Source organism: Lentzea aerocolonigenes, from assembly GCF_000974445.1.
Taxonomy (GTDB): domain Bacteria; phylum Actinomycetota; class Actinomycetes; order Mycobacteriales; family Pseudonocardiaceae; genus Lentzea; species Lentzea aerocolonigenes.
Genome location: NZ_BBOJ01000003.1, coordinates 19308 through 38063 on the forward strand (window position 1 = coordinate 19308; position 18756 = coordinate 38063).

Genomic DNA, 18756 nt, shown 5'->3' on the forward strand with positions numbered 1-18756 from the left:
ACGAGGAGCTCGTCCTCCTCCGGCACGCGCTGCGCCACTACCTCTCGGATTTCGGCCACGAGGAGGCCGACATCCTGCGGAAGACCCGCGCGTTGCTCGCCAAACTGCCCGAGCCGGCCACCTCCAGGTAGGCGGCGGGGCCACCGACCTCGACGGGCGCCGTCGAGCGGTTCCGCCTTGCCCGCACCAGGCACCAGCCGAGGAACGCGAGGGCGAGCCACACGTAGGTGTTGCCGATCAGGTGCTGCCACCACGTCCACGTCAGTTCGCGGTCACCGGCCGTCGGCAGCAGCCAGTGCGGCCCGATCGCGAACACCGCCGCCGCCACTGCGAAACGCCTCTGCGTGGCCAGCACCGCGCAGAGCACGAACGGGACGAACAGCAGGGCGTTCAACAGCTCCGCCGACCCGAGCAGCGAGAAACCGTTGAGGTGGCAGAAGTCCCGGAACCCGGGAAGTCAGCCCGCGGCCCCGATGGCCTCGTCCAGGATGCTCACCCCCAGCGCCAGCTCCTCCTCCGACGCCGTCAACGGTGGCGCGATCCGGAACACCCCACCCATCCCAGGAATCTGCACGATGTTCATGTGCAGCCCCAACTCCAGGCACTTCCGCGTGATCGGCGCGCTCAGGCTCTCGTCGGCGATCTCCAGCCCCACCAGCAACCCGCGCCCACGCACGTCCGTCACGAGTGAGTGCCGCGCCGCGATGTCGTCCAGCCCGTTGCGCAGGAACGTCCCCAGCTTGGCGGCCCGTTCGTCCAGCCTCTCCTCCACCAGCACGTCCAGCACCGTGTTGCCCACGGCGGCGACCAGCGGGTCCGACACGTGCGTGGTGAAGAACAGGTAGTTCCGCGCGTGCGCCTCCTCCTCGATCTCGGCCGACGTGATCACCGCGGCCAGCGGCAGGCCGGCGCCCAGGGTCTTGGACAGGGTCAGGATGTCCGGCACCACGCCGTCGCGCTCGAACGCGTACCAGTTTCCCGTGCGGCACAGGCCCGTCTGGGCCTCGTCCAGGATCAGCAGCATGCCGCGCTCACGGCACTTCTGCTGCAGCGCGGCGAAGTAGCCCAGCGGCGGTTCGAGGATTCCGCCGGAGCTCAGGATCGGCTCGACGATGCACGCCGCGAGCGAACCGACGGACTGGGCGTCGATCAGGTCGAACGCCAGGTCCAGCTGCGCCTGCCAGTCACCGGACGGCGCCGGGATCGCGAAGTTGCCCGGGGTGGCGGGGCCGTAGCCCTTGCGGCCGGCGCTGTAGGTCGCGGCCGCGGCGGCCGCGGTCATGCCGTGCCACGAGCGGGCGAACGAGACGACCTCGTGCTTGCCGGTCACCAGCTTGGCCATGCGCAGGGCGGCCTCGTTCGACTCCGCGCCGGTGGTCAGGAGCTGCACCTTCGACAGCGACGGAGGAAGTGTCGCGGCGAGGCGGCGGGCGAGGTCCACCACCGGGCGGCTGAGCATGCCGCTGAACAGGTGGTCGAGGTTCGCGATCTGGCGGCGGACGGTCTCGACGATGCGCGGGTGCGAGTGGCCGAGGATCGCGCTCATCTGGCCGGAGGTGAAGTCGAGGACGCGGCGTCCGTCCTCGGTGAACAGGAAGCTCCCCGACGCGCTGTCGATGATCGCGGGGGTGAACGTTCCGCCGTAGCGGACCAGGTGGCGGTCTACGTCGTCCCAGAACGTGTCCATGCGCTAGACGCTACGAACGGGTGAGCATCAGGTCCATCTCACAATTCCACGCTGGCTGTTCGGAAATACTGCACAGCTTGACTTCTCCCCCTCGTGAATGAGGGGGATTCCTGCGGCTCGCGCCGCGGGGTTTTCTGCTTCGTCGCCGACTGCCCGCCCGGAGGGTTCCGTTGAGGTCTTACACCGGCTCCACAGACTGTCACCGCCAGCCCGGCGGCCAGAATGTTGCGTGCCGCGTTCACATCCCGATCATGGATCGTGCCGCAGCCGCAGGTCCACGTACGCACGCTCAGCGGCATCGCCGACGCGAGCGCGCCGCACGCCGAGCACAGCTTGGACGACGGGAACCAACGATCGACCACGGTCACGTTCCGCCCGTGCCAGCTCGCTTTGTACTCCAGTTGTTGCCGGAACTGCCGCCAGCTCGCGTCGTTGATGGCGCGGGCGAGGCGGTGGTTGCCGACCATGTTCGACACCGCGAGATCCTCGATCACGAGCGTTTGGGTTTCACGCACGAGCCGAGTAGTGATCTTGTGCAGGTAGTCGGTGCGTCGGTCGGTGATCCGGGCGTGGATGCGGGCGACCTTGACGCGGGCCTTGGCCCGGTTGTTGCTGTCCTTCTGCTTGCGGCACAACGCTCGCTGCGCCTTGGCCAGCGCCGTCCGGTCGCGCCGCTCGTGCCGGGGATTACCGATCTTCTCCCCGGTCGACAGCACCAGCAGGTGGTCGAGGCCGACATCGATGCCCACCACCGCATCGGTGGCGGGCAACGGGGTCACGCTCGGGTCTTCGCACAGCAGGGAGACGAACCAGCGTCCGGCCGAGTCCCGCGACACCGTCACCGTCGACGGTGTCGCCCCTTCGGGCATTGGCCGCGACCAGCGGATGTCCAGCGGCTCGGCCATCTTCGCCAGCGTCAACACCCCGTCACGCCAGCGGAACGCCGACCGCGTGTACTCCGCACTGGCACGCGACCTCTTCCGCGACTTGAACCGCGGAAAACGCGCACGCCTCGCCCAGAAGTTGCCGAACGCCGCCTGCAGATGCCGCAACGCCTGCTGCAACGGCACCGACGACACCTCGGCCAGAAACGCCAGCTCCTCGGTGCGCTTCCACGCGGTCAGCAACGCCGACGTGGCCTCATACCCGACCCGCTCCCCGCGCAGGGCCCACGCCTCGCTGCGAGCCTGCAACGCCAGGTTGTACACCTTGCGGACACACCCGAACGTACGCGACAGCTCCACAGCCTGCGCCTCGCTCGGATAGAAGCGGAACTTGAACGCCCGCTTCACCTGCCCATTCACCGTTCACAAATTACCAAGTCTCTGTGTGGCCACGAGGGTTGGGGTTGTGGATGCCGTGACGGCGAGACGGTTGTCCCTGCCCTGCTTCGGAAGGCCCGATTCCTCCCCGCTCTGACGGACGGGGTCTCCTCGGAGGACGTCAGATGACGCTGAACCCGTGGCGCCTGCGCCTGCTCAGCCAGCTCGACGCACTGGGCACCGTGCGGGCCGTGGCGCAGGCCGCGAACCTGAGTGCTTCGAGCGTGTCGCAGCAGCTCGCGGTGCTCGAGAGCGAGACGCGCACGCAGTTGCTCGAACGGACGGGGCGGCGGGTGCGGCTGACGTCGGCCGGGCTGATCCTGGCGCGGCGGGCCCGCTCGATCCTCGACCAGATGGACGCCGTCGAGGCCGAGCTGAGAGGTCTCGCCGACGAACCGTCCGGGCTCATCCGGCTGGGCGCGTTCCAGAGCTCGATCCACACGCTGGCCGTGCCGGCGATCGCCCGCCTGCGGCACCCGCACCTCCAGGTCGAACTGGTCGAGCTGGAGCCGCACGCGAGCATGCCCGCGCTGCTGGCGGGTGAGGTCGACGTGATCATCACGACGACCGACTTCGTGGAGCTGCCGGTGCCGCGCGACATCGACGTCGTGCCGCTGGGCGAGGACCCGATCGTGCTGCTCTCACCGCCCGGCCAGCCCAAGAACGACCTCGCCGCCTGCAAGGACGAGCCGTGGGCGTTCGACGTTCCCGGCTCGTACATGGCGAACCTCGCCACCCGGCTGTGCAGGCAGGCCGGGTTCGAACCGAGGGTGGTGGGCCGGTTCAGCAACTACATGCTGACGCTCAAGCACGTCGAGGCCGGTCTCGCGGTCGCGGTGCTGCCCGCGCTGGCCGTCGACCGGCGGTTCGACGTCGTCACGAAGGAGCTGCCGGTGACGAGGAGGATCACCGCCGCGGTGCGCAGGGACTCGCGCGCCGCGATCACCGTCGTGCTCGACGCCCTGCATACTTCGGTCGCAGTCGGACGAGAGGTGACCAGGTGAGCAAGCGCGTCACGATCAACGACGTCGCGCAGGCCGCCGGGGTCTCGCGGCAGACGGTGTCGCGCGCCCTCAACGACAAGGGCGAGATCGACGCCGGCACCAAGCAACGCGTCATCGACGCCGCGCGCGAGCTGGGGTACCGCCCGAGCCGGTTCGCCCGCGGGCTCGTGCGGCAGGACACGACGACGATCGGTCTCGTGATCCCCGACCTGCTCAACCCGTTCTTCACCGAGGTCGCCGCAGGAGCGCTGGAGGCGGCCCGCGCCCGCGGGTGGCACGTGATCGTCTACGACACCGCCGACAGCGTCGACACCGAACGCGGCACGCTGGAGGTCGTCGCGTCCCAGGTCGACGCCGTGGTCGGCTACTTCAGTCTGGACGAGGCCGAGCTCGACACCCACCTCAGCGGTCTTCCCGCCGTGCTGATCGGGCGTGAGCACCGGACGCCGAGGTTCAGCTCCATCCGCATCGAGGGCGCGGCAGGCGTCCGCGAGGCTGTCGATCACCTCTTCGCCAAGGGGCACCGCAGGATCGGCATGCTCGACTACGCGGGCCGCGCCGAGCCGAGCATCCGGCGCGCGTGGTTCGCCGACGCCATGACCGCGCACGGGCTCGCCGACGACGCGGTCGGCACCGCGGTGCAGTCGGTCGACGGCGGCACCGAGGCGCTGACCGGGCTCCTCGCCCAGCACCCCTCGCTGACCGCCGTGTTCACGTTCAACGACATCATCGCGATCGGCGCGCTGCGGGCTGCCCGGCGCCTCGGGCGGACGGTGCCGGACGACCTGGCCGTGGTCGGGTTCGACGGGCTCCAGCTCGGCACCGTCGTCGATCCGGCGCTCACCAGCGTCGCGCTCGACACCCGGCGGGTGGGCACGCTCGCGATCGAGCAGGCGGGCAGGCTGCTGACCGACGCACCGCTCCTGCCCGACGAGGAACTGCAGGTCAACGCCGTTCTGGTAGTCCGCGAGTCCGCCTGACCCCCTTGACACTCCTCGCTCCTGCGGCACATGCTTCCGCACGGCCCGTGAACGTTCACGGGAACGTTCACGGCGCTCCTGAGGGGCACCGAAGGGTGGAGCATCTTGTCGTACATCGAAGACACGGGTCCGGGCACGGGCGCGCTGCCGCCGCGCGCGTTCTTCACCTCCGACGCGCCCTCGTTGCCGCTCGACGGGACCTGGCAGTTCCGTCTCGACGAGGGCGACTGGGGCCCGATCACCGTGCCGGGGCACTGGCAGCTGCAGGGCCACGGTTCGCCCGCCTACACGAACGTGGTGTACCCGTTCCCGGTCGAGCCGCCGTTCGTGCCGTCCGAGAACCCGACAGGTGACTACCGCCGGGAGTTCGACCTGCCCGCGCACTGGCCGGACGAGCCGGCGGCGCTGCGGTTCGAGGGCATCGACTCGTGCGGGCGCGTGTGGCTCAACGACGTCGAGCTCGGCGTGACGCGCGGCAGCAGGCTGCCCACCGAGTTCGAGGTGGGGCACCTGCTCCGCCCGTCGGGGAACGTGCTGGCGGTGCGCGTGCACCAGTGGTCGTCCGGCAGCTACCTCGAAGACCAGGACATGTGGTGGCTGTCCGGGATCTTCCGCTCCGTCACGCTGCTGTCGCGCCCGCGCGGCGGGGTGGCGGACTACCAGCTGCACGCCTCCTACGACCACGTCTCGGGGCTCGGCACGCTGTCCGTCGACGGTGGCATGGTCACCGTTCCCGAGCTGGGCGTGCACGACCTCCTCCCGGGGAAGTCCGTCTCGTTGCCCGTGGAGCCGTGGAGTGCGGAGAACCCGCACCTGTACGACGGTGTCGTGCACACGGCCGTCGAGAACGTGCGGGTGCGGATCGGTTTCCGGACCGTCGCGATCGAGGACGGCGTGCTCACGGTCAACGGCGCGCCGATCGTGTTCCGCGGCGTCAACCGGCACGAGCACCACCCCCGGTCCGGGCGCGCGGTGCCGCCCGAGGTCGCTCTCGCCGACGTCCTGCTGATGAAGCGGCACAACGTCAACGCCGTGCGGACCAGCCACTACCCGCCCGACCCGCGCTTCCTGTCGTTGTGCGACGAGTACGGCCTGTGGGTGATCGACGAGTGCGACCTGGAGACGCACGGGTTCGAGAAACTGGGCTGGGAGGGCAATCCGAGCGACGACCCGCGCTGGACGGAAGCCTACCTGGACCGCATGCGCCGCATGGTGGAGCGCGACAAGAACCACCCGTCGATCGTGTTGTGGTCGCTGGGCAACGAGTCCCACACCGGCCGCAACCTGGCGGCGATGGCGGAGTGGACCCGCGACCGCGACCCGTCGCGCCCGGTGCACTACGAGGGCGACTTCGACTGCGAGTACGTGGACGTCCACAGCCGCATGTACGCCTCGCAGGAGGAGGTCGACTCGATCGGCCGCGAGCACCGGCACGGCAAGCCGTTCGTGCTGTGCGAGTTCGCGCACGCGATGGGCAACGGGCCTGGTGGGATGCTCGAGTACCGGGAGCTGTTCGAGCGGTACCGGCACGTGCAGGGCGGGTTCATCTGGGAGTGGATCGACCACGGGCTGGAGCAGGACGGGCAGTACCTGTACGGGGGTGACTTCGGGGAACCGCTGCACGACGGCAACTTCGTGATCGACGGGCTGGTGTTCCCGGACCGGACGCCGTCGCCGGGGCTGGTGGAGTTCGCGAAGGTCTTCGAGCCGGTGCGGATCAGTGCGAGCGGGTCCGCGATCCGGGTCGCGAACCTGTACGACCACGTGTCGCTGGAGCACCTGCGGTTCGAGTGGGTGTACGAGGTGGACGGGGTGGAGGTCGCTTCGGGTCGGCTGGAGGTGCCGCCGGTCGCCGCTGGGGAGGCGGTGGAGGTGGCGAGGCCTGACTTGCCCGCGACGCCAGGCGAAAGCTGGCTCACCGTCCGTGCCTCCCTCACCTCCCCCACGCCCTGGGCCGACGCGGGCCACGTCCTCGCCTGGGGCCAGAGCCCCGTCACCGAACCCACTCCCGTCACCCCGATCAGCGCGGTGGAACTCGTCGGCATCGGCGACGCCCTCTGGCTCGGCCCCGGCGAGTTCGACCCGGCGACCGGTCTGCTCACCCGCTTCGGCGAGTACCGGGTCACCGGTCCGCGGCTCGACCTGTGGCGCGCTCCCACCGACAACGACCGCGGCTCCGACCACCCCGAGGAACGGGCGTGGCGCGAGGCCGGGCTGCACCGGTTGCAGCACCGCGTCGCCGAGGTCGACGTGCAGGAGAAGACGCTGGTCGTCCGGACGCGGGTGGCGCCACCCGCCAAGGGGTTCGGCATGCTCGCCGACTACACCTGGACCGCCGACGGTGACCGGCTGCGGCTGCGGCTCGACGTCACGCCCGACGGCGAGTGGCCGTGCACGCTCCCCCGGCTCGGCCTGCGGCTGGCGCTGCCGGGTGAGCTGGGCGCGGTCGAGTGGTTCGGACTCGGGCCGGGCGAGGCGTACGCGGACAGCCGTCAGGCCGCGAGGGTCGGCCGGTTCAGGTCCACTGTGGACGGGCTGCAGACGCCGTACGTCTTCCCGCAGGAGAACGGCAACCGCGCGGACGCCCGCTGGGTGCGGATCGGCGCGATCCGGGTCGAGGGCGAGCCGGTGTTCGACTTCACGGTCCGCCGCTGGACCAGCGAGGACCTCGACGCCGCCCGGCACACGGCCGATCTCAAGGCCCGCGAGCACGTGTACCTCAACCTCGACCTCGCCCAGCACGGGCTGGGCACGGCGTCGTGCGGGCCGGGCGTGCTGCCGCAGTACCGGCTGCACGCGCGGAAGGCGTCCTTCTCGCTGACGTTCCAGCATCTGGACTCGGTCTGAGTCGCGCCTAGGCTCGGGAGCAGGGTGATCTAGGAGGATCGGTGCCGCGGAAGTCAGAGCCGTTGCGGAAGCTGGGTTTTCTCACCATCGGGCTGTTCGACGAGCACGATCCCGGCGCGGGCCACCGGTCCACGCTCGACATCATCGCGCTGGGCGAGGAGCTCGGGTTCGACAGCGCGTGGGTCCGGCACCGGCACCTGCAGTTCGGGATCTCCTCGCCGATCGCGGTGCTGGCCGCCGCGAGCCAGCGGACCAGCCGGATCAGCCTCGGCACCGCCGTCATCCCACTGGGCTGGGAGAACCCGTTGCGGCTCGCCGAGGACCTGGCGACGGTCGACGTGCTGTCCGGCGGCCGGCTGAACCCCGGGGTCAGCGTCGGGCCGCCGATGCACTACGACGACGTCAAGCACGCGCTCTACCCGGAGACCGCGGACGTCGAGAACTTCAGCTACGACCGGCTGCAACGGCTGCTGGACTTCGTGGGCGGCAAGAAGGTCACGGACTTCAGCGGCACCGAGGGCATCGAGGTGTTCTCCGACCGCGTCCAGCCGCACTCGGCCGGTCTGAGCGAACGGATGTGGTACGGCGGCGGCAGCCTCCGCTCGGCCAGGTGGGCGGGCGAGCACGGCATGAACCTGTTGTGCAGCAACGTGGTGCAGGCCGAGGAGTCGGAGGACTTCGCCGAGATCCAGCTCTCGCACGTCAGGACGTTCCGCGAGCACGGCGGCGGACGGGTCTCCCAGGGTCTCGTGGTGATCCCGACCGACTCGGCCACCGCCGAACAGCGCGCGAAGTACCAGGACTACGTGGACCAGCGCACGCCGCGCACGGCCACCCCGGTCGGGCCGCGGCGGTTCATGTTCGCCCGCGACCTGATCGGCACGTCCGCCGAGATCGCCGAGCAGCTGTACGCGCATCTCGCGTTCCAGGAGGTCGACGAGGTGGCGTTCGCGCTGCCGTTCAGCTTCGAGCACGAGGACTACGTGCAGATCCTCACCGACATCGCCACGAAGCTGGGGCCTGAGCTGGGCTGGCAGCCCGGTCACTGACGAGGGCCCCTGATCCAATCGGATCAGGGGCCCTCTCACGTGGTGGTGCTAGAAGCCGAAGTGGTCGGCCAGCCAGGCGATCGCCGCCCGAACCAGACCTGACACGGTGCCGCTGATGACGGCGTACCTCAGGTGACGCGGCTTCGAGTCCTGTGCGCTGCTCATGTCGCCTCCGGCTGTTGGGGACGGGTGTGGTCCGTCGAGAACCACGATGAGCCATTGCGCCGTTCGGGTGCGCAATCCCGAACATCAGGTTTCTTCACCACGATTCGCGCTGGTGACGGCTATCTTCTTCCGTTCGGAGTCACGCAGTCCGAACGATCCGAACGGCAGGGATGGCGATGGACGACAGGCCGCAGGCGTCGTTCGCCGCGGAGTTGAAACGTCTCCACGAGCAGTCCGGCAACAGCCTGACAGCATACGGACTGCCCAAGGTGACGGTGAAGGACCTCATCGACGGCAAGTTCACCGCGGCTCCCCCGTGGGACAGGGTGCACACCATCGTGGTGCGCTGCGAGGGCGACGTCGACCGCTGGAGGAAGAGGCACGCGCGCCTCGAGGCCGACGTCGAACAGTGGAAACAGCGACAGAGAACCGGTCCGACGATCGGCGAGTGGAATCCGGCGATGCTCGGTGTGCACAAGGTGATCGCCGTTGAGGGCGCTCAGTCCGACGAGCTGACTCCTTACGTGCTGCGAGAGCACGACGAGGTGCTGCGCAAGGCCCTGCGGGACGGCCACCGCCTGATCGTGCTGACCGGCACGTCCTGCACCGGCAAGACCAGGGCGGCACTGGAGGCTGTGCGGGCCGAGCTGCCCGAACTCCCCGTGATACGCCCCATGAACGCCGGTGAGCTGGTGCGCCGAGCAGAAAAACTGACCGGGCGATGTGTGCTGTGGCTCAACGAGATCCATCGTTTTCTCACCGACGAGGCCGTCGAGGTGCTGGCCTCGGCACCGAACTCGGTCCGCGTCCTGGGCACCACCCGGACCTCGCACTGGGACGACCTCGTGGACGAGGACGGGCCACACCACTCGGCACGCGAACTGCTCGTGGCCGCGACGCAGGTCGAGGTCGCCGAGTCCTTCACCGCACAGGAGATGGAGCAGCTCTCCGACGCCCGCATGGTCTTCGCGGCTCGGGTCGCCGAGGACGGCAAGCTGGTCCAGGCGCTGTCCGGTGGTCCGGAACTGCTGCGGATGTGCCGCGATCCCCGCAGAGCCGTGTTCAAGGCACTGGTCACGGCCGCGGTCGACGGAGTGCTGCTGAGCGGGGCGCCGTTCGTGCCACGGACTTTTCTCGAAGCCTCACTGCCCGGCTATCTCGAGGCCGGCCAGCGAGCGGACGCCCGGTTCGACGACGGCATCGCCCAGACCACGAAGCCGGTGCGCGGAATCAGCGCGCTCACCGGCCGCCGGGAAGCACCGGATCTCGGCCCACCCGACCACTTCGAGCCGCACGAGTTCCTTGTGCAGCAGATAGGTGGTGACCGGAAGACCGTGCCCGGTGCGACGTGGCAGGCCTTCCTCGACCACGTCCACGAGCCGTCCGCACGGCTGGCCGTCGCCAGGTCGGCGATGCTGCGCGGGTACCGGCGGATCGCGATGTGCGCCCTCTGGCCGATGACCGACGACGGCAAACTGATCGAGGAGGTGTGGAGGAGTGTTCTGCGGCCCCACCGAGATGCGCCGCATCCAGACCTGAGGTCCTGGCTCGTGTTCGGAGCGGAACGCGGCGACAACCTCGCCATGTGGACGCTCGCCTCGGACGCGACCGAGCGCGGCGATCGGGAAGAAGCCGCGAAGTGGTGGCGCCGGGAGCTGGAGGTGAGCCAGGGCCGCGCGATGTCGGACCAGATCGGTGCGCTGGAACGCATCGGCCTGCTCGAAGAAGCGATCACGTGGCTTCACCAGCAGACGCTGGCGGGCACCCGTACCGCAGTCGACGCCACCGTCTCCTTGCTGCACCGCGTCGGCCGCAACGACGAGGCGATCGAACTGCTGCTTCCCCTGGCGTCCGACGGTGATCGGAGTGCCGTCTATCGGCTGGGCGCGCTGTACTCCCGCACCGGCAACGAACGAGAAGCACAACGCTGGCAGGCGGAGTACGAGTCCACCACGCCCAGCCCCGAACCCAGGACACCTGTCACCCCACCGGCCGCGCCCAGCGAGTCCACCCTGCGAACCAAGGTTGCTCAAGGCGGCAGGTTCGCGCTCAACGACCTCTCCCGTCTGCTGAGGAAGACGGGCCGAGCCGCGGAAGCTCTCGATCTGTGGAAGGCAGAGGCCGAGGCGGGGCAGCACGTGCCGATGCTCCACTACACGGAGATCCTGCTCGAGCTGGGAAGAGCCGGTGACGCGATCGCCTGGCTCGAGCAGAGGGCCAACAGCATCAGGCACGTGGTGCGGCTCGCCTGGATCTACCGGAAGACGGGCGACGACCAGGCGGAACAGGTGTGGTCCCGCCGTGCGGCACTCGCCGGCGACAGCAAGAGCGCACGCCGGCTGGCCAAGGCCCACCGTGAGGCAGGTGAGATCAAAGAGGCGATCGAGGTGCTGCGGCCGAGCGCGGAGCGGGATCCTGCTCCGGAAGCCGATCTGGTCGATCTTCTGCCCGAGGTGGGACGTGCGGAGGAGGCCGAGACCCGGATGCGGAAGCGTCTCGAAACCGGTGTCGTCGCCGGGAGAACCTTCGAGCTCGCCACCTTCCTGCGCAGGCAGGGGCGCGCGGAGGAGGCGGCCGTTCTGGAGATCTACGGCATCGAACCGGGAGGGTCGACGGCGAAGCCCTGGCGAGCGGAGCCACCCGCCTGACTCACCCACCAGGTGTCCATGCGCGGCACCGACCTCGTGTCGCCTGCGGCCACGCGCCCCGCGTGGAACAGGAACCCGGCGATGCCCGCCGCGCCCTGCATCCAGCCGATGTCGGGCGGCAGCAGCGGGTCGGAGTTGCGGTGCTCGGTGAACCGCCAGCACACGCCGTCGCCGTCCGGGATCGCGCGGTCCACGACCACGTCGGCCAGGTGCAGCGCGAAGTCCGTGTGCCGCCCGGAGTCGAGCAGGACGTCGCCGACGCCCGCGGTGCCGCAGCAGCGGCCGTCGTTGTCCCAGAAGCCCGGGTACTTCCGTTCGGGCAGGCCGGAGACACGCACGCTGTGCAGGCAGCGGCGGTGCCACTCCAGGACGTCCTCGCCGGCCACCTCGGCCACGCCCGCGTGCCGCAGGGCGGTCCACAGCAACGAGGTTCCGGTCGGGCCGTGGCACCAGCCGTACATGAACTGTTCCACGTCTCCGCCGAACGGGAAGACGCACTGGACGCGGAACCCTCCGTCGCTGGTGTCGGCCAGTGCCACGAGGTGCTCGGCACCTGCGGCCGCCGCCTGCACGAGGTCCGGGCGCGCGAACTCGGCGCCGGCCAGGGCGAGCGCTGTCGCGATGCCGGAAAGGCCGTGCGAGAAGTTGGGCATCTCCAGTTGCTCGACGCAGAAACGCGCCGGCACCGAGCGCCAGTTCAGCCCGGACGGCACCTCCTCGCGCTCGGCCAGCACCGCGGAGGCCGCCACGTCGGCGAGCTCCTCCGCGCCGTGGACCCCGTGCCGCGCTGCCCACACCGCCGCGAGCAACACACCGGCCGAGCCCAGCGTCAGGTCGTGGTTGCGGGCGCCCTCCAGGTAACGGGGCGGGCCGTACCGCTCCAGCGCCCATCCGTCCGGTGTGGACAGTGCCAGGAGCCGCGCGACGGCCGCTTCGGATCCGGGACTGCCCAGCGCCGTCAGCACGCCGATCGCCCCGGCGAGGCCGCTGAAGAAGGTGTAGTCGGTCGCGGTCTCGACGCCGGCCTGAACCTGGGCGGCGATGGTGTCCGCCAGACGGTGCTCCTCAGCGGTCCACTCGCGGCTCAGCCGGATCTCGGCCAGCACCTGCGCCAGGCCGCCGACCCCCGCGTACGTGCCGTCCCGTTTCTCCGGGTCGAGCTCCTCGCCGGGCGACGGCGGAATCCAGACGATCCCGTCGTCGCGTCGCACCTGGTCCAGCACCCATCGCCACGCGGCCTCTGCGGTCCCCCGGTACGTGTCCACGCCGACGATCATTACATTGGCCGAGGTGACCTTGGACCCGATTCTCTCCGCCGCCGGACTCACCGGCGCGAGCACCACCCCGTTGGGCGGAGGCACCTACAACTCCGTGTTCCTGGTGTCCGCGAACGAGGGCGAGTTCGTGCTGAAGGTGGCGCCAGGCGGCGAGCCGGGGCTGACCTACGAGCGGGGGCTGATGGCCACCGAGGCGTTGTTCTGCACGCTGGGGTCCGCGGTCGCGCCGGTGCCGGAGGTCGTCTTCACCGACCGTTCCAGCGTTCTGATCACCACCTTCCTGCCTGGTGAGCCCCTCTTCGGACGGTCCGGTGTCGACCGGCCGTCGATCCGCCGTCAGCTCGGGACAACGGTCCGGAAGCTGCACGAGATCACCGGGCCCGGCTTCGGCTATCCCCAGCTCGGCCTGCACCCGACGTGGACCGAGGCGTTCTTCGCGATGTACGACGCCGTGCTCGCCGACGCCGGCCGCTACGGCGTGCGGCTGCCGAAACCTGATCTGGGCCGGCACGCGGCCGCGTTCGACGAGGTGACACGGCCCGCGCTGGTGCACTTCGACCTCTGGGACGGCAACGTCCTCGTCGACGACGGGCTGAGCGGACTGGTCGACGGTGAGCGCGCGTTCTGGGGCGACCCGGTGGCGGAGTTCGTGTCACTCGCCCTCTTCGGGACGATCGAGGACGATCCAGACTTCTTGACGAACTACGGCATCGAGCTCACCGACGCGGAGCGCGTCCGGCTGGCCGCCTACCAGGCCTATCTGTACTCGATCATGCTCACCGAACGGGTGCCGCGCGGGAGCACCGACGAGGCGGTGGAGACGTTGATCACCGACGCGCTCGGCCGCGCCCTGGGCGTTCTCGCCTGATCGCCGCTCACGATCTGGGAAACTGATCTGGTGCGCGTGGCATTGCTGGGGCCGACGACCGTGGAGGCCGACGACGGCACACCGGTCGACATCGGTGGAGCCCGCGTCCGCATGCTCCTGGCCCGGTTGGCGCTCGACCCCGGCCGGCCCGTGCCGACCACGACGCTGATCGACGACCTGTGGGGCGAGCAGCCGCCCGCGGACGCGTCGAACGCGCTGCAGTCGCTGGTGTCGCGGCTGCGCAAGGTCTGTCCCGTGTCGCTGGAACCGGGCGGCTACCGGCTGGGCATCGCGACCGAGGACGTCGACGTCTTCCGGTTCGAACGGCTGCGCGCGGCCGGACGGCTCGACGAGGCCTTGAAGCTCTGGCGCGGCGAAGCGCTCGCCGACGTCCGCGAGGCGCCGTTCGCCGAGGTGGCGGCGACGAGGCTCGACGAGGCACGGCTGGCCGCGGAGGAGGACCGGTTCCGCACCGGCGAACTCGACGTCGCCGCGCTCACCGCGATGCACGAGAAGCACCCGTTGCGGGAACGCCTGGCGGGACTGCTGATGCGGGCGTTGTGCGCGCAGGGCAGGCAGTCCGACGCGTTGCACGTCTACGCCGAGGTCCGCGGGCGGCTCGCCGACGAGCTGGGCGTCGACCCGTCGCAGGAGCTGCAGGACGTCCACCTCGCGGCACTGCGCGGCGAGCTCGGGCCGCGGCCGGTGGTCGACCGGTTGCCGGTGCGGCTCACCAGCTTCGTGGGCAGGGACGACGAGCTCAACGAGATCGCGGCACTGCTCGGGCAGGTGCGGCTCGTGACGCTGGTCGGGCCGGGCGGCGCGGGCAAGACGCGGCTGGCCACCGAGGCCGCGGCACGGCATCCGTTGCACGCCAAGGGACGCGTGTGGTTCGCGGCGCTGGCCGGCATCCGGGCGGCCGAGGATCTCGCGGGTGCGGTGCTCAGCGCGTTCGAGGTGACGTTCACCGGCGACCCGCTGCGGCGCGCGAGCGAGGGCATGGACCGGATCGCCGAGGTGCTCGGCGCCGGGGAGTCGTTGCTGGTGCTGGACAACTGCGAGCACCTCATCGGCGCGGCCGCCGAGTTCACCACCGAGCTGCTGCGCCGGGTGCCGAACCTGCGCGTGCTCGCGACCACCAGGGAACCGCTCGCGATCGACGGCGAGTCGCTGTGCCCGATCGGCCCGCTCGCCGTGCCCGACGGGCAGGCGGACGTGGCCGGGTTCGGGGCCGTGCGACTGTTCCTCGACCGGGCGAGCGCGGTGAAGCCGGGGTTCCGGCTCGAAGAGTCCACTGTGGACGACGTGAAGCTCATCTGCCGCAGGCTCGACGGCATGCCGCTCGCGCTGGAGCTCGCTGCGGCGCGGCTGCGGTCGATGACGGTCCGGCAGATCACCCAGCGCCTCGACGACCGGTTCCGGCTGCTCACCTCCGGCAACCGCACCGCGCTGCCCCGTCAGCGGACGTTGCGCGCGGTCGTCGAGTGGAGCTGGGACCTGCTGACCGAGGAGGAACTGCGGCTCGCGCGCAGGCTCGCGGTCTTCCCCGCCGGTGCCGACCTGGCCGCGATCGAGGCCGTCTGCCTGCCGGACGCGCTGTACGTGCTCACGTCGCTGGTGGAGAAGTCCATCGTGGACGTCATCGAGATCGAGGGCGAGCCGCGCTACCGGATGCTCGAGACGATCCGGGTCTACGCGGACGAGCAGCTCGACGCCTCCGGCGAGAAGGACGAGATCGTCGGCCGCTTCCGGCGGTACTACCGGGAGCTGACCGCCCGGTGGGAACCGCTCACGCGCACCGCGCGGCAGGTCGAGGCGATCAACGCCTACGAGGCGGAGCAGGACAACGTCGTGGCGGCGTTGCGCGGCGCGATCGACGACCGCGAGGTCGAGCTGGCGGCGGACCTGCTCGGTGGCACGTTCTGGTACTGGCTGGTCAAGGGCGACAACGAGCGCGCGGAGTCGTCGGTGCGGGACGTGCTCGCCCTCGGTGACGCGCTGCCGCCGGACCTCACCGCCACGTTCCGGGCGATGCAGCTGATCATGGCAGCGGCGCCGGGGCGTACCGACAAGGCCGAGGCCGCGCGAGTCATCGACGACTGCGTGACCACCGGCGCCGCGCAGAAGCACCCGTCGCTCGCCATCGCGCTGCCGATGCTCGCGTTCCTCAGCCAGAACCGGGACCTGGCGCGCCGCGAGGTGGAGCGGGCGTCGGCGAGCGAGGACGCGTGGGCGCGTGCGGGTGCGAACTGGGCGTTGAGCTTCATCCTGGTCGACGAGGGCGATTTCGACGGCGCCGAGGTGGCCCGTGACCGCGCGTACGAGCAGTTCGTGGCGATCGGCGACCGGTGGGGTTCGGCGATGACGCTCGGCATGAAGGCCACGTTCGTCTCGCAGACCGGCGACAACGAAGGCGCGATCGCCCTGTTCGAGCGGGGTCTCGCGGTGGCACTGGAGCTGCGGTCGCAGGACGACGCCGTGCAGCAGCGGTGGCGGCTCGCGGTCGAGTACGCGCGGCTGGGCGACCACACGGCCGCCCAGCGCGAGGTGGCGGCGGCCGAGCAGTACGTCCGCGACATCGGCAACGACCAGATGTCGATCATGGTCGGCTACGCGAAGGCCGAGGTCCTGCTGCGCGCCGGCGATGCCGCACGGGCACGTGAGCTGAGCGAGGATTTCAAGCAGCGGGCGACGACCTCGGTCTTGCTCGGCTCGTTCGCCGCGGAGTGGTCGGCCGTGCTCGACGCGCGCATCGCGCTCGCGGAGGGCAGGCCCGACGAGGCCGAGGCACAGGTGGCAACGGCCGTCGGCTCGACGTCCGACCGCGGCGACATTCCGGACCTTTCGACGGTGGTGGAGCTGTTCGCGCACGTCCGGTACGCGCAGGGCCGTCGCCGCGAGGCGTCGAGGATGCTCGGGCTGGCCCAGGTGATCCGCGGCCGCCTCGACCTGGGTGACCCCGAGGTGCGGCAGATGGTCGCCGACCTCGGCGAGCCGGAGCCGCTGGGGATCACCAGGGACGAGGCGCTGCGGGAGGTGCGGGACGAAGCGGGCATCAGCTGACACCCGCTCCCCCCTCAGACCCGCTTGCGGTAGGCCCAGGTCGCCAGCGGGAAGAACACCGCGACCGCGGCAGCCATCCAGATCAGCGAACCGGTCAGCGGCCCGGCGATCGCACCGCCGTTGAGCAGCCCGCGCAACGCGTCCGACAGCAGGCTCACCGGGCTGATGTCAGCCCACGCCTTGAGCCACCCCGGCATCGTCGAGGTGCCGACGAACACGTTGCTGCCGAACGTCAGCGGCATGATCAGCACGAACATCACGCCCTGCACGGCCTGCGGTGTCTTGAGCAGCATGCCCACGAACACCGACGCCCAGCAGAAGCACAACCCGAACCCGATCGCGAGGCCGGCCGCGACCAGCAGCTCCACCGGACCGGTCTGCACCCGGAAGCCCATGATCGTGGCGACGATCAGCAGCACGACGATGCAGACGACGTACCGCACGACGTCCGCCAGCACCGCCCCGATCAGCGGTGCCGACCTGGCGATCGGCATCGAGCGGAACCTGTCGAACACGCCCTTGGAGACGTCCGTGTTGAGCTGCACGCCCGCGGTCATGCTGGCCTGCAGGATGTTCATGACCATGATTCCGGGCACGAGCATCTGCAGGTACGCGTCGGTGTTCCCGGCGAGCGCCCCACCGAACAGGTAGGTGAACATCACCAGGAAGACGATCGGCGCGATCGTCACGTCCGCGAGCTGCTCGGGGTTCTTGCGGATCTTGAGGATGCCCCGCCACGCCAGCGTGAGCCCGTGGCGCGTTCCCCTGTCCAACGCGATGGTGCTCATGCCAGGCTCCCCTCGGTCTGCTTGCCGGTCAGCGCGAGGAAGACCTCGTCGAGCGACGGCAGGCGCAACGCCAGCTCGTCCGCGGTGATGCCGGCCTCGTCGAGCTTGCGGACCAGCGTGGACAGCAGCACCGGGTCGTTGACCGGCGCCGTGAGCAGTCCCGTGTCGTCGTCCCGCGTCGGCCTGACCCCGGTGAGGTCGCCGAGAATCCGGTGCACGGCGTCGAGGTCGCGCAGCGACGTCGGCCGCACCTGCAACGTCTGCCCGCCGACGCGCCGCTTCAGCTCGTCGGGCCGGCCCTCGGCCACGACTCGACCGTGGTCGAACACCGTGATCGTGTCCGCGAGCTGGTCGGCCTCCTCCAGGTACTGCGTGGTGAGCAGGACCGTCACGCCGTTCGCGACGAGCTTGCGGACCACGGCCCACACCTCGTTGCGCGCGTGCGGGTCCAGCCCGGTGGTCGGCTCGTCCAGGTAGAGCACGGACGGGTTGCCGACCAGGCTGGCCGCGAGGTCGAGCCGCCTGCGCATACCTCCCGAATACGTCTTGGCGGCTCGCCCCGCGGCGTCGGTGAGCTCGAACTGCTCCAGCAGCTCGGCCGCCTTCGCCCGCGCCCCGGTGCGCGAGTGGTCCAGCAGCCGCGCCAGCAGCACGAGGTTCTCCGTTCCGGAGAGGTCCTCGTCCACCGACGCGTACTGCCCGGTCAGCCCGATCAGCGAGCGGACCGCCCTCGGGTTCTTCACCACGTCGTGCCCGTGGACCGTGGCGTGTCCCGCGTCCGGACGCAGCAACGTGGCCAGCACCCGCACCGCCGTGGTCTTGCCCGCGCCGTTCGGCCCGAGCACCCCCACGACCTTCCCCTCCGGCACCTCGAGGTCGACGCCGTCGAGCGCCTTGGTCTCCCCGTAGTGCTTGACCAGGCCTTCTGCCCTGATCGCCAGCGACATCGTTCGTCCTCCCTGTGTCGCCGACACTGTGCGCCGCGCCGCTGACAGCACGCGCACAGCGGGCTGACAGCCGCTGACAACGCCCCGGTTGAACCCAAATGGCCCATAACG

At 70.3% G+C, this 18756-nt stretch carries 13 protein-coding genes; 7 read left to right on the top strand and 6 right to left on the bottom strand.

Annotated features, from left to right (window positions below; translation table 11 throughout):
• Nucleotides 1-37 precede the first annotated feature (37 nt).
• From AOM45_RS06185 to AOM45_RS06195, 3 genes are all read right to left on the bottom strand, one after another.
• The gene (locus AOM45_RS06185) at nt 38-394 is read right to left on the bottom strand and encodes a hypothetical protein (protein WP_030469715.1); all 357 of its coding nucleotides are present in this window, start codon (nt 392-394) and stop codon (nt 38-40) included.
• Between the two features lie 63 nt (nt 395-457).
• Nucleotides 458-1687: an aspartate aminotransferase family protein gene (locus tag AOM45_RS06190; protein WP_030469716.1), complete on the bottom strand. Its 1230-nt coding sequence runs from the start codon at nt 1685-1687 to the stop codon at nt 458-460.
• Nucleotides 1688-1725: 38 nt separating this feature from the next.
• Nucleotides 1726-2991, bottom strand: coding sequence for an RNA-guided endonuclease InsQ/TnpB family protein (locus AOM45_RS06195; protein ID WP_236703181.1), 1266 nt, complete (start codon nt 2989-2991; stop codon nt 1726-1728).
• Between the two features lie 143 nt (nt 2992-3134).
• Here AOM45_RS06195 and AOM45_RS06200 point away from each other — a divergent pair, with 143 nt between their 5' ends.
• From AOM45_RS06200 to AOM45_RS06220, 5 genes are all read left to right on the top strand, one after another.
• Complete coding sequence (locus tag AOM45_RS06200) at nt 3135-4013, top strand: LysR substrate-binding domain-containing protein (protein WP_035911536.1); 879 nt, start codon at nt 3135-3137, stop codon at nt 4011-4013.
• Entirely contained in the window at nt 4010-4993 is a 984-nt protein-coding gene (locus tag AOM45_RS06205; protein ID WP_030469719.1) for a LacI family DNA-binding transcriptional regulator, read from the top strand. The genes AOM45_RS06200 and AOM45_RS06205 overlap by 4 nt, the downstream gene beginning before the upstream one ends.
• Nucleotides 4994-5098: 105 nt before the next feature.
• Complete coding sequence (locus tag AOM45_RS06210) at nt 5099-7840, top strand: glycoside hydrolase family 2 TIM barrel-domain containing protein (protein ID WP_030469720.1); 2742 nt, start codon at nt 5099-5101, stop codon at nt 7838-7840.
• Between the two features lie 41 nt (nt 7841-7881).
• The gene (locus AOM45_RS06215; protein ID WP_030469721.1) at nt 7882-8889 is read left to right on the top strand and encodes an LLM class flavin-dependent oxidoreductase; all 1008 of its coding nucleotides are present in this window, start codon (nt 7882-7884) and stop codon (nt 8887-8889) included.
• Nucleotides 8890-9230: 341 nt separating this feature from the next.
• Nucleotides 9231-11702: a tetratricopeptide repeat protein gene (locus tag AOM45_RS06220; RefSeq protein WP_156094043.1), complete on the top strand. Its 2472-nt coding sequence runs from the start codon at nt 9231-9233 to the stop codon at nt 11700-11702.
• Here AOM45_RS06220 and AOM45_RS06225 read toward each other — a convergent pair.
• Nucleotides 11642-12967, bottom strand: a complete 1326-nt coding sequence (locus AOM45_RS06225; RefSeq protein WP_236703182.1) for a lanthionine synthetase LanC family protein — start codon at nt 12965-12967, stop codon at nt 11642-11644. The two genes, AOM45_RS06220 and AOM45_RS06225, sit on opposite strands and share 61 nt — an antisense overlap.
• Before the next feature lie 25 nt (nt 12968-12992).
• On the opposite strand from AOM45_RS06225, the gene AOM45_RS06230 reads away from it, so the two are divergent.
• Entirely contained in the window at nt 12993-13847 is an 855-nt protein-coding gene (locus tag AOM45_RS06230) for an aminoglycoside phosphotransferase family protein (protein ID WP_236703184.1), read from the top strand.
• Nucleotides 13848-13877: 30 nt separating this feature from the next.
• Nucleotides 13878-16910, top strand: coding sequence for an AfsR/SARP family transcriptional regulator (locus tag AOM45_RS06235; RefSeq protein ID WP_035911538.1), 3033 nt, complete (start codon nt 13878-13880; stop codon nt 16908-16910).
• Between the two features lie 14 nt (nt 16911-16924).
• Here the strand turns inward: AOM45_RS06235 and AOM45_RS06240 are convergent, their stop codons facing one another.
• Both AOM45_RS06240 and AOM45_RS06245 read right to left on the bottom strand, forming a co-directional pair.
• A complete protein-coding gene (locus AOM45_RS06240) occupies nt 16925-17698 on the bottom strand; it encodes an ABC transporter permease (protein WP_030469726.1) in 774 nt (257 codons plus the stop codon).
• Complete coding sequence (locus AOM45_RS06245; protein ID WP_030469727.1) at nt 17695-18645, bottom strand: daunorubicin resistance protein DrrA family ABC transporter ATP-binding protein; 951 nt, start codon at nt 18643-18645, stop codon at nt 17695-17697. The genes AOM45_RS06240 and AOM45_RS06245 overlap by 4 nt, the downstream gene beginning before the upstream one ends.
• Between the last annotated feature and the right edge of the window lie 111 nt (nt 18646-18756).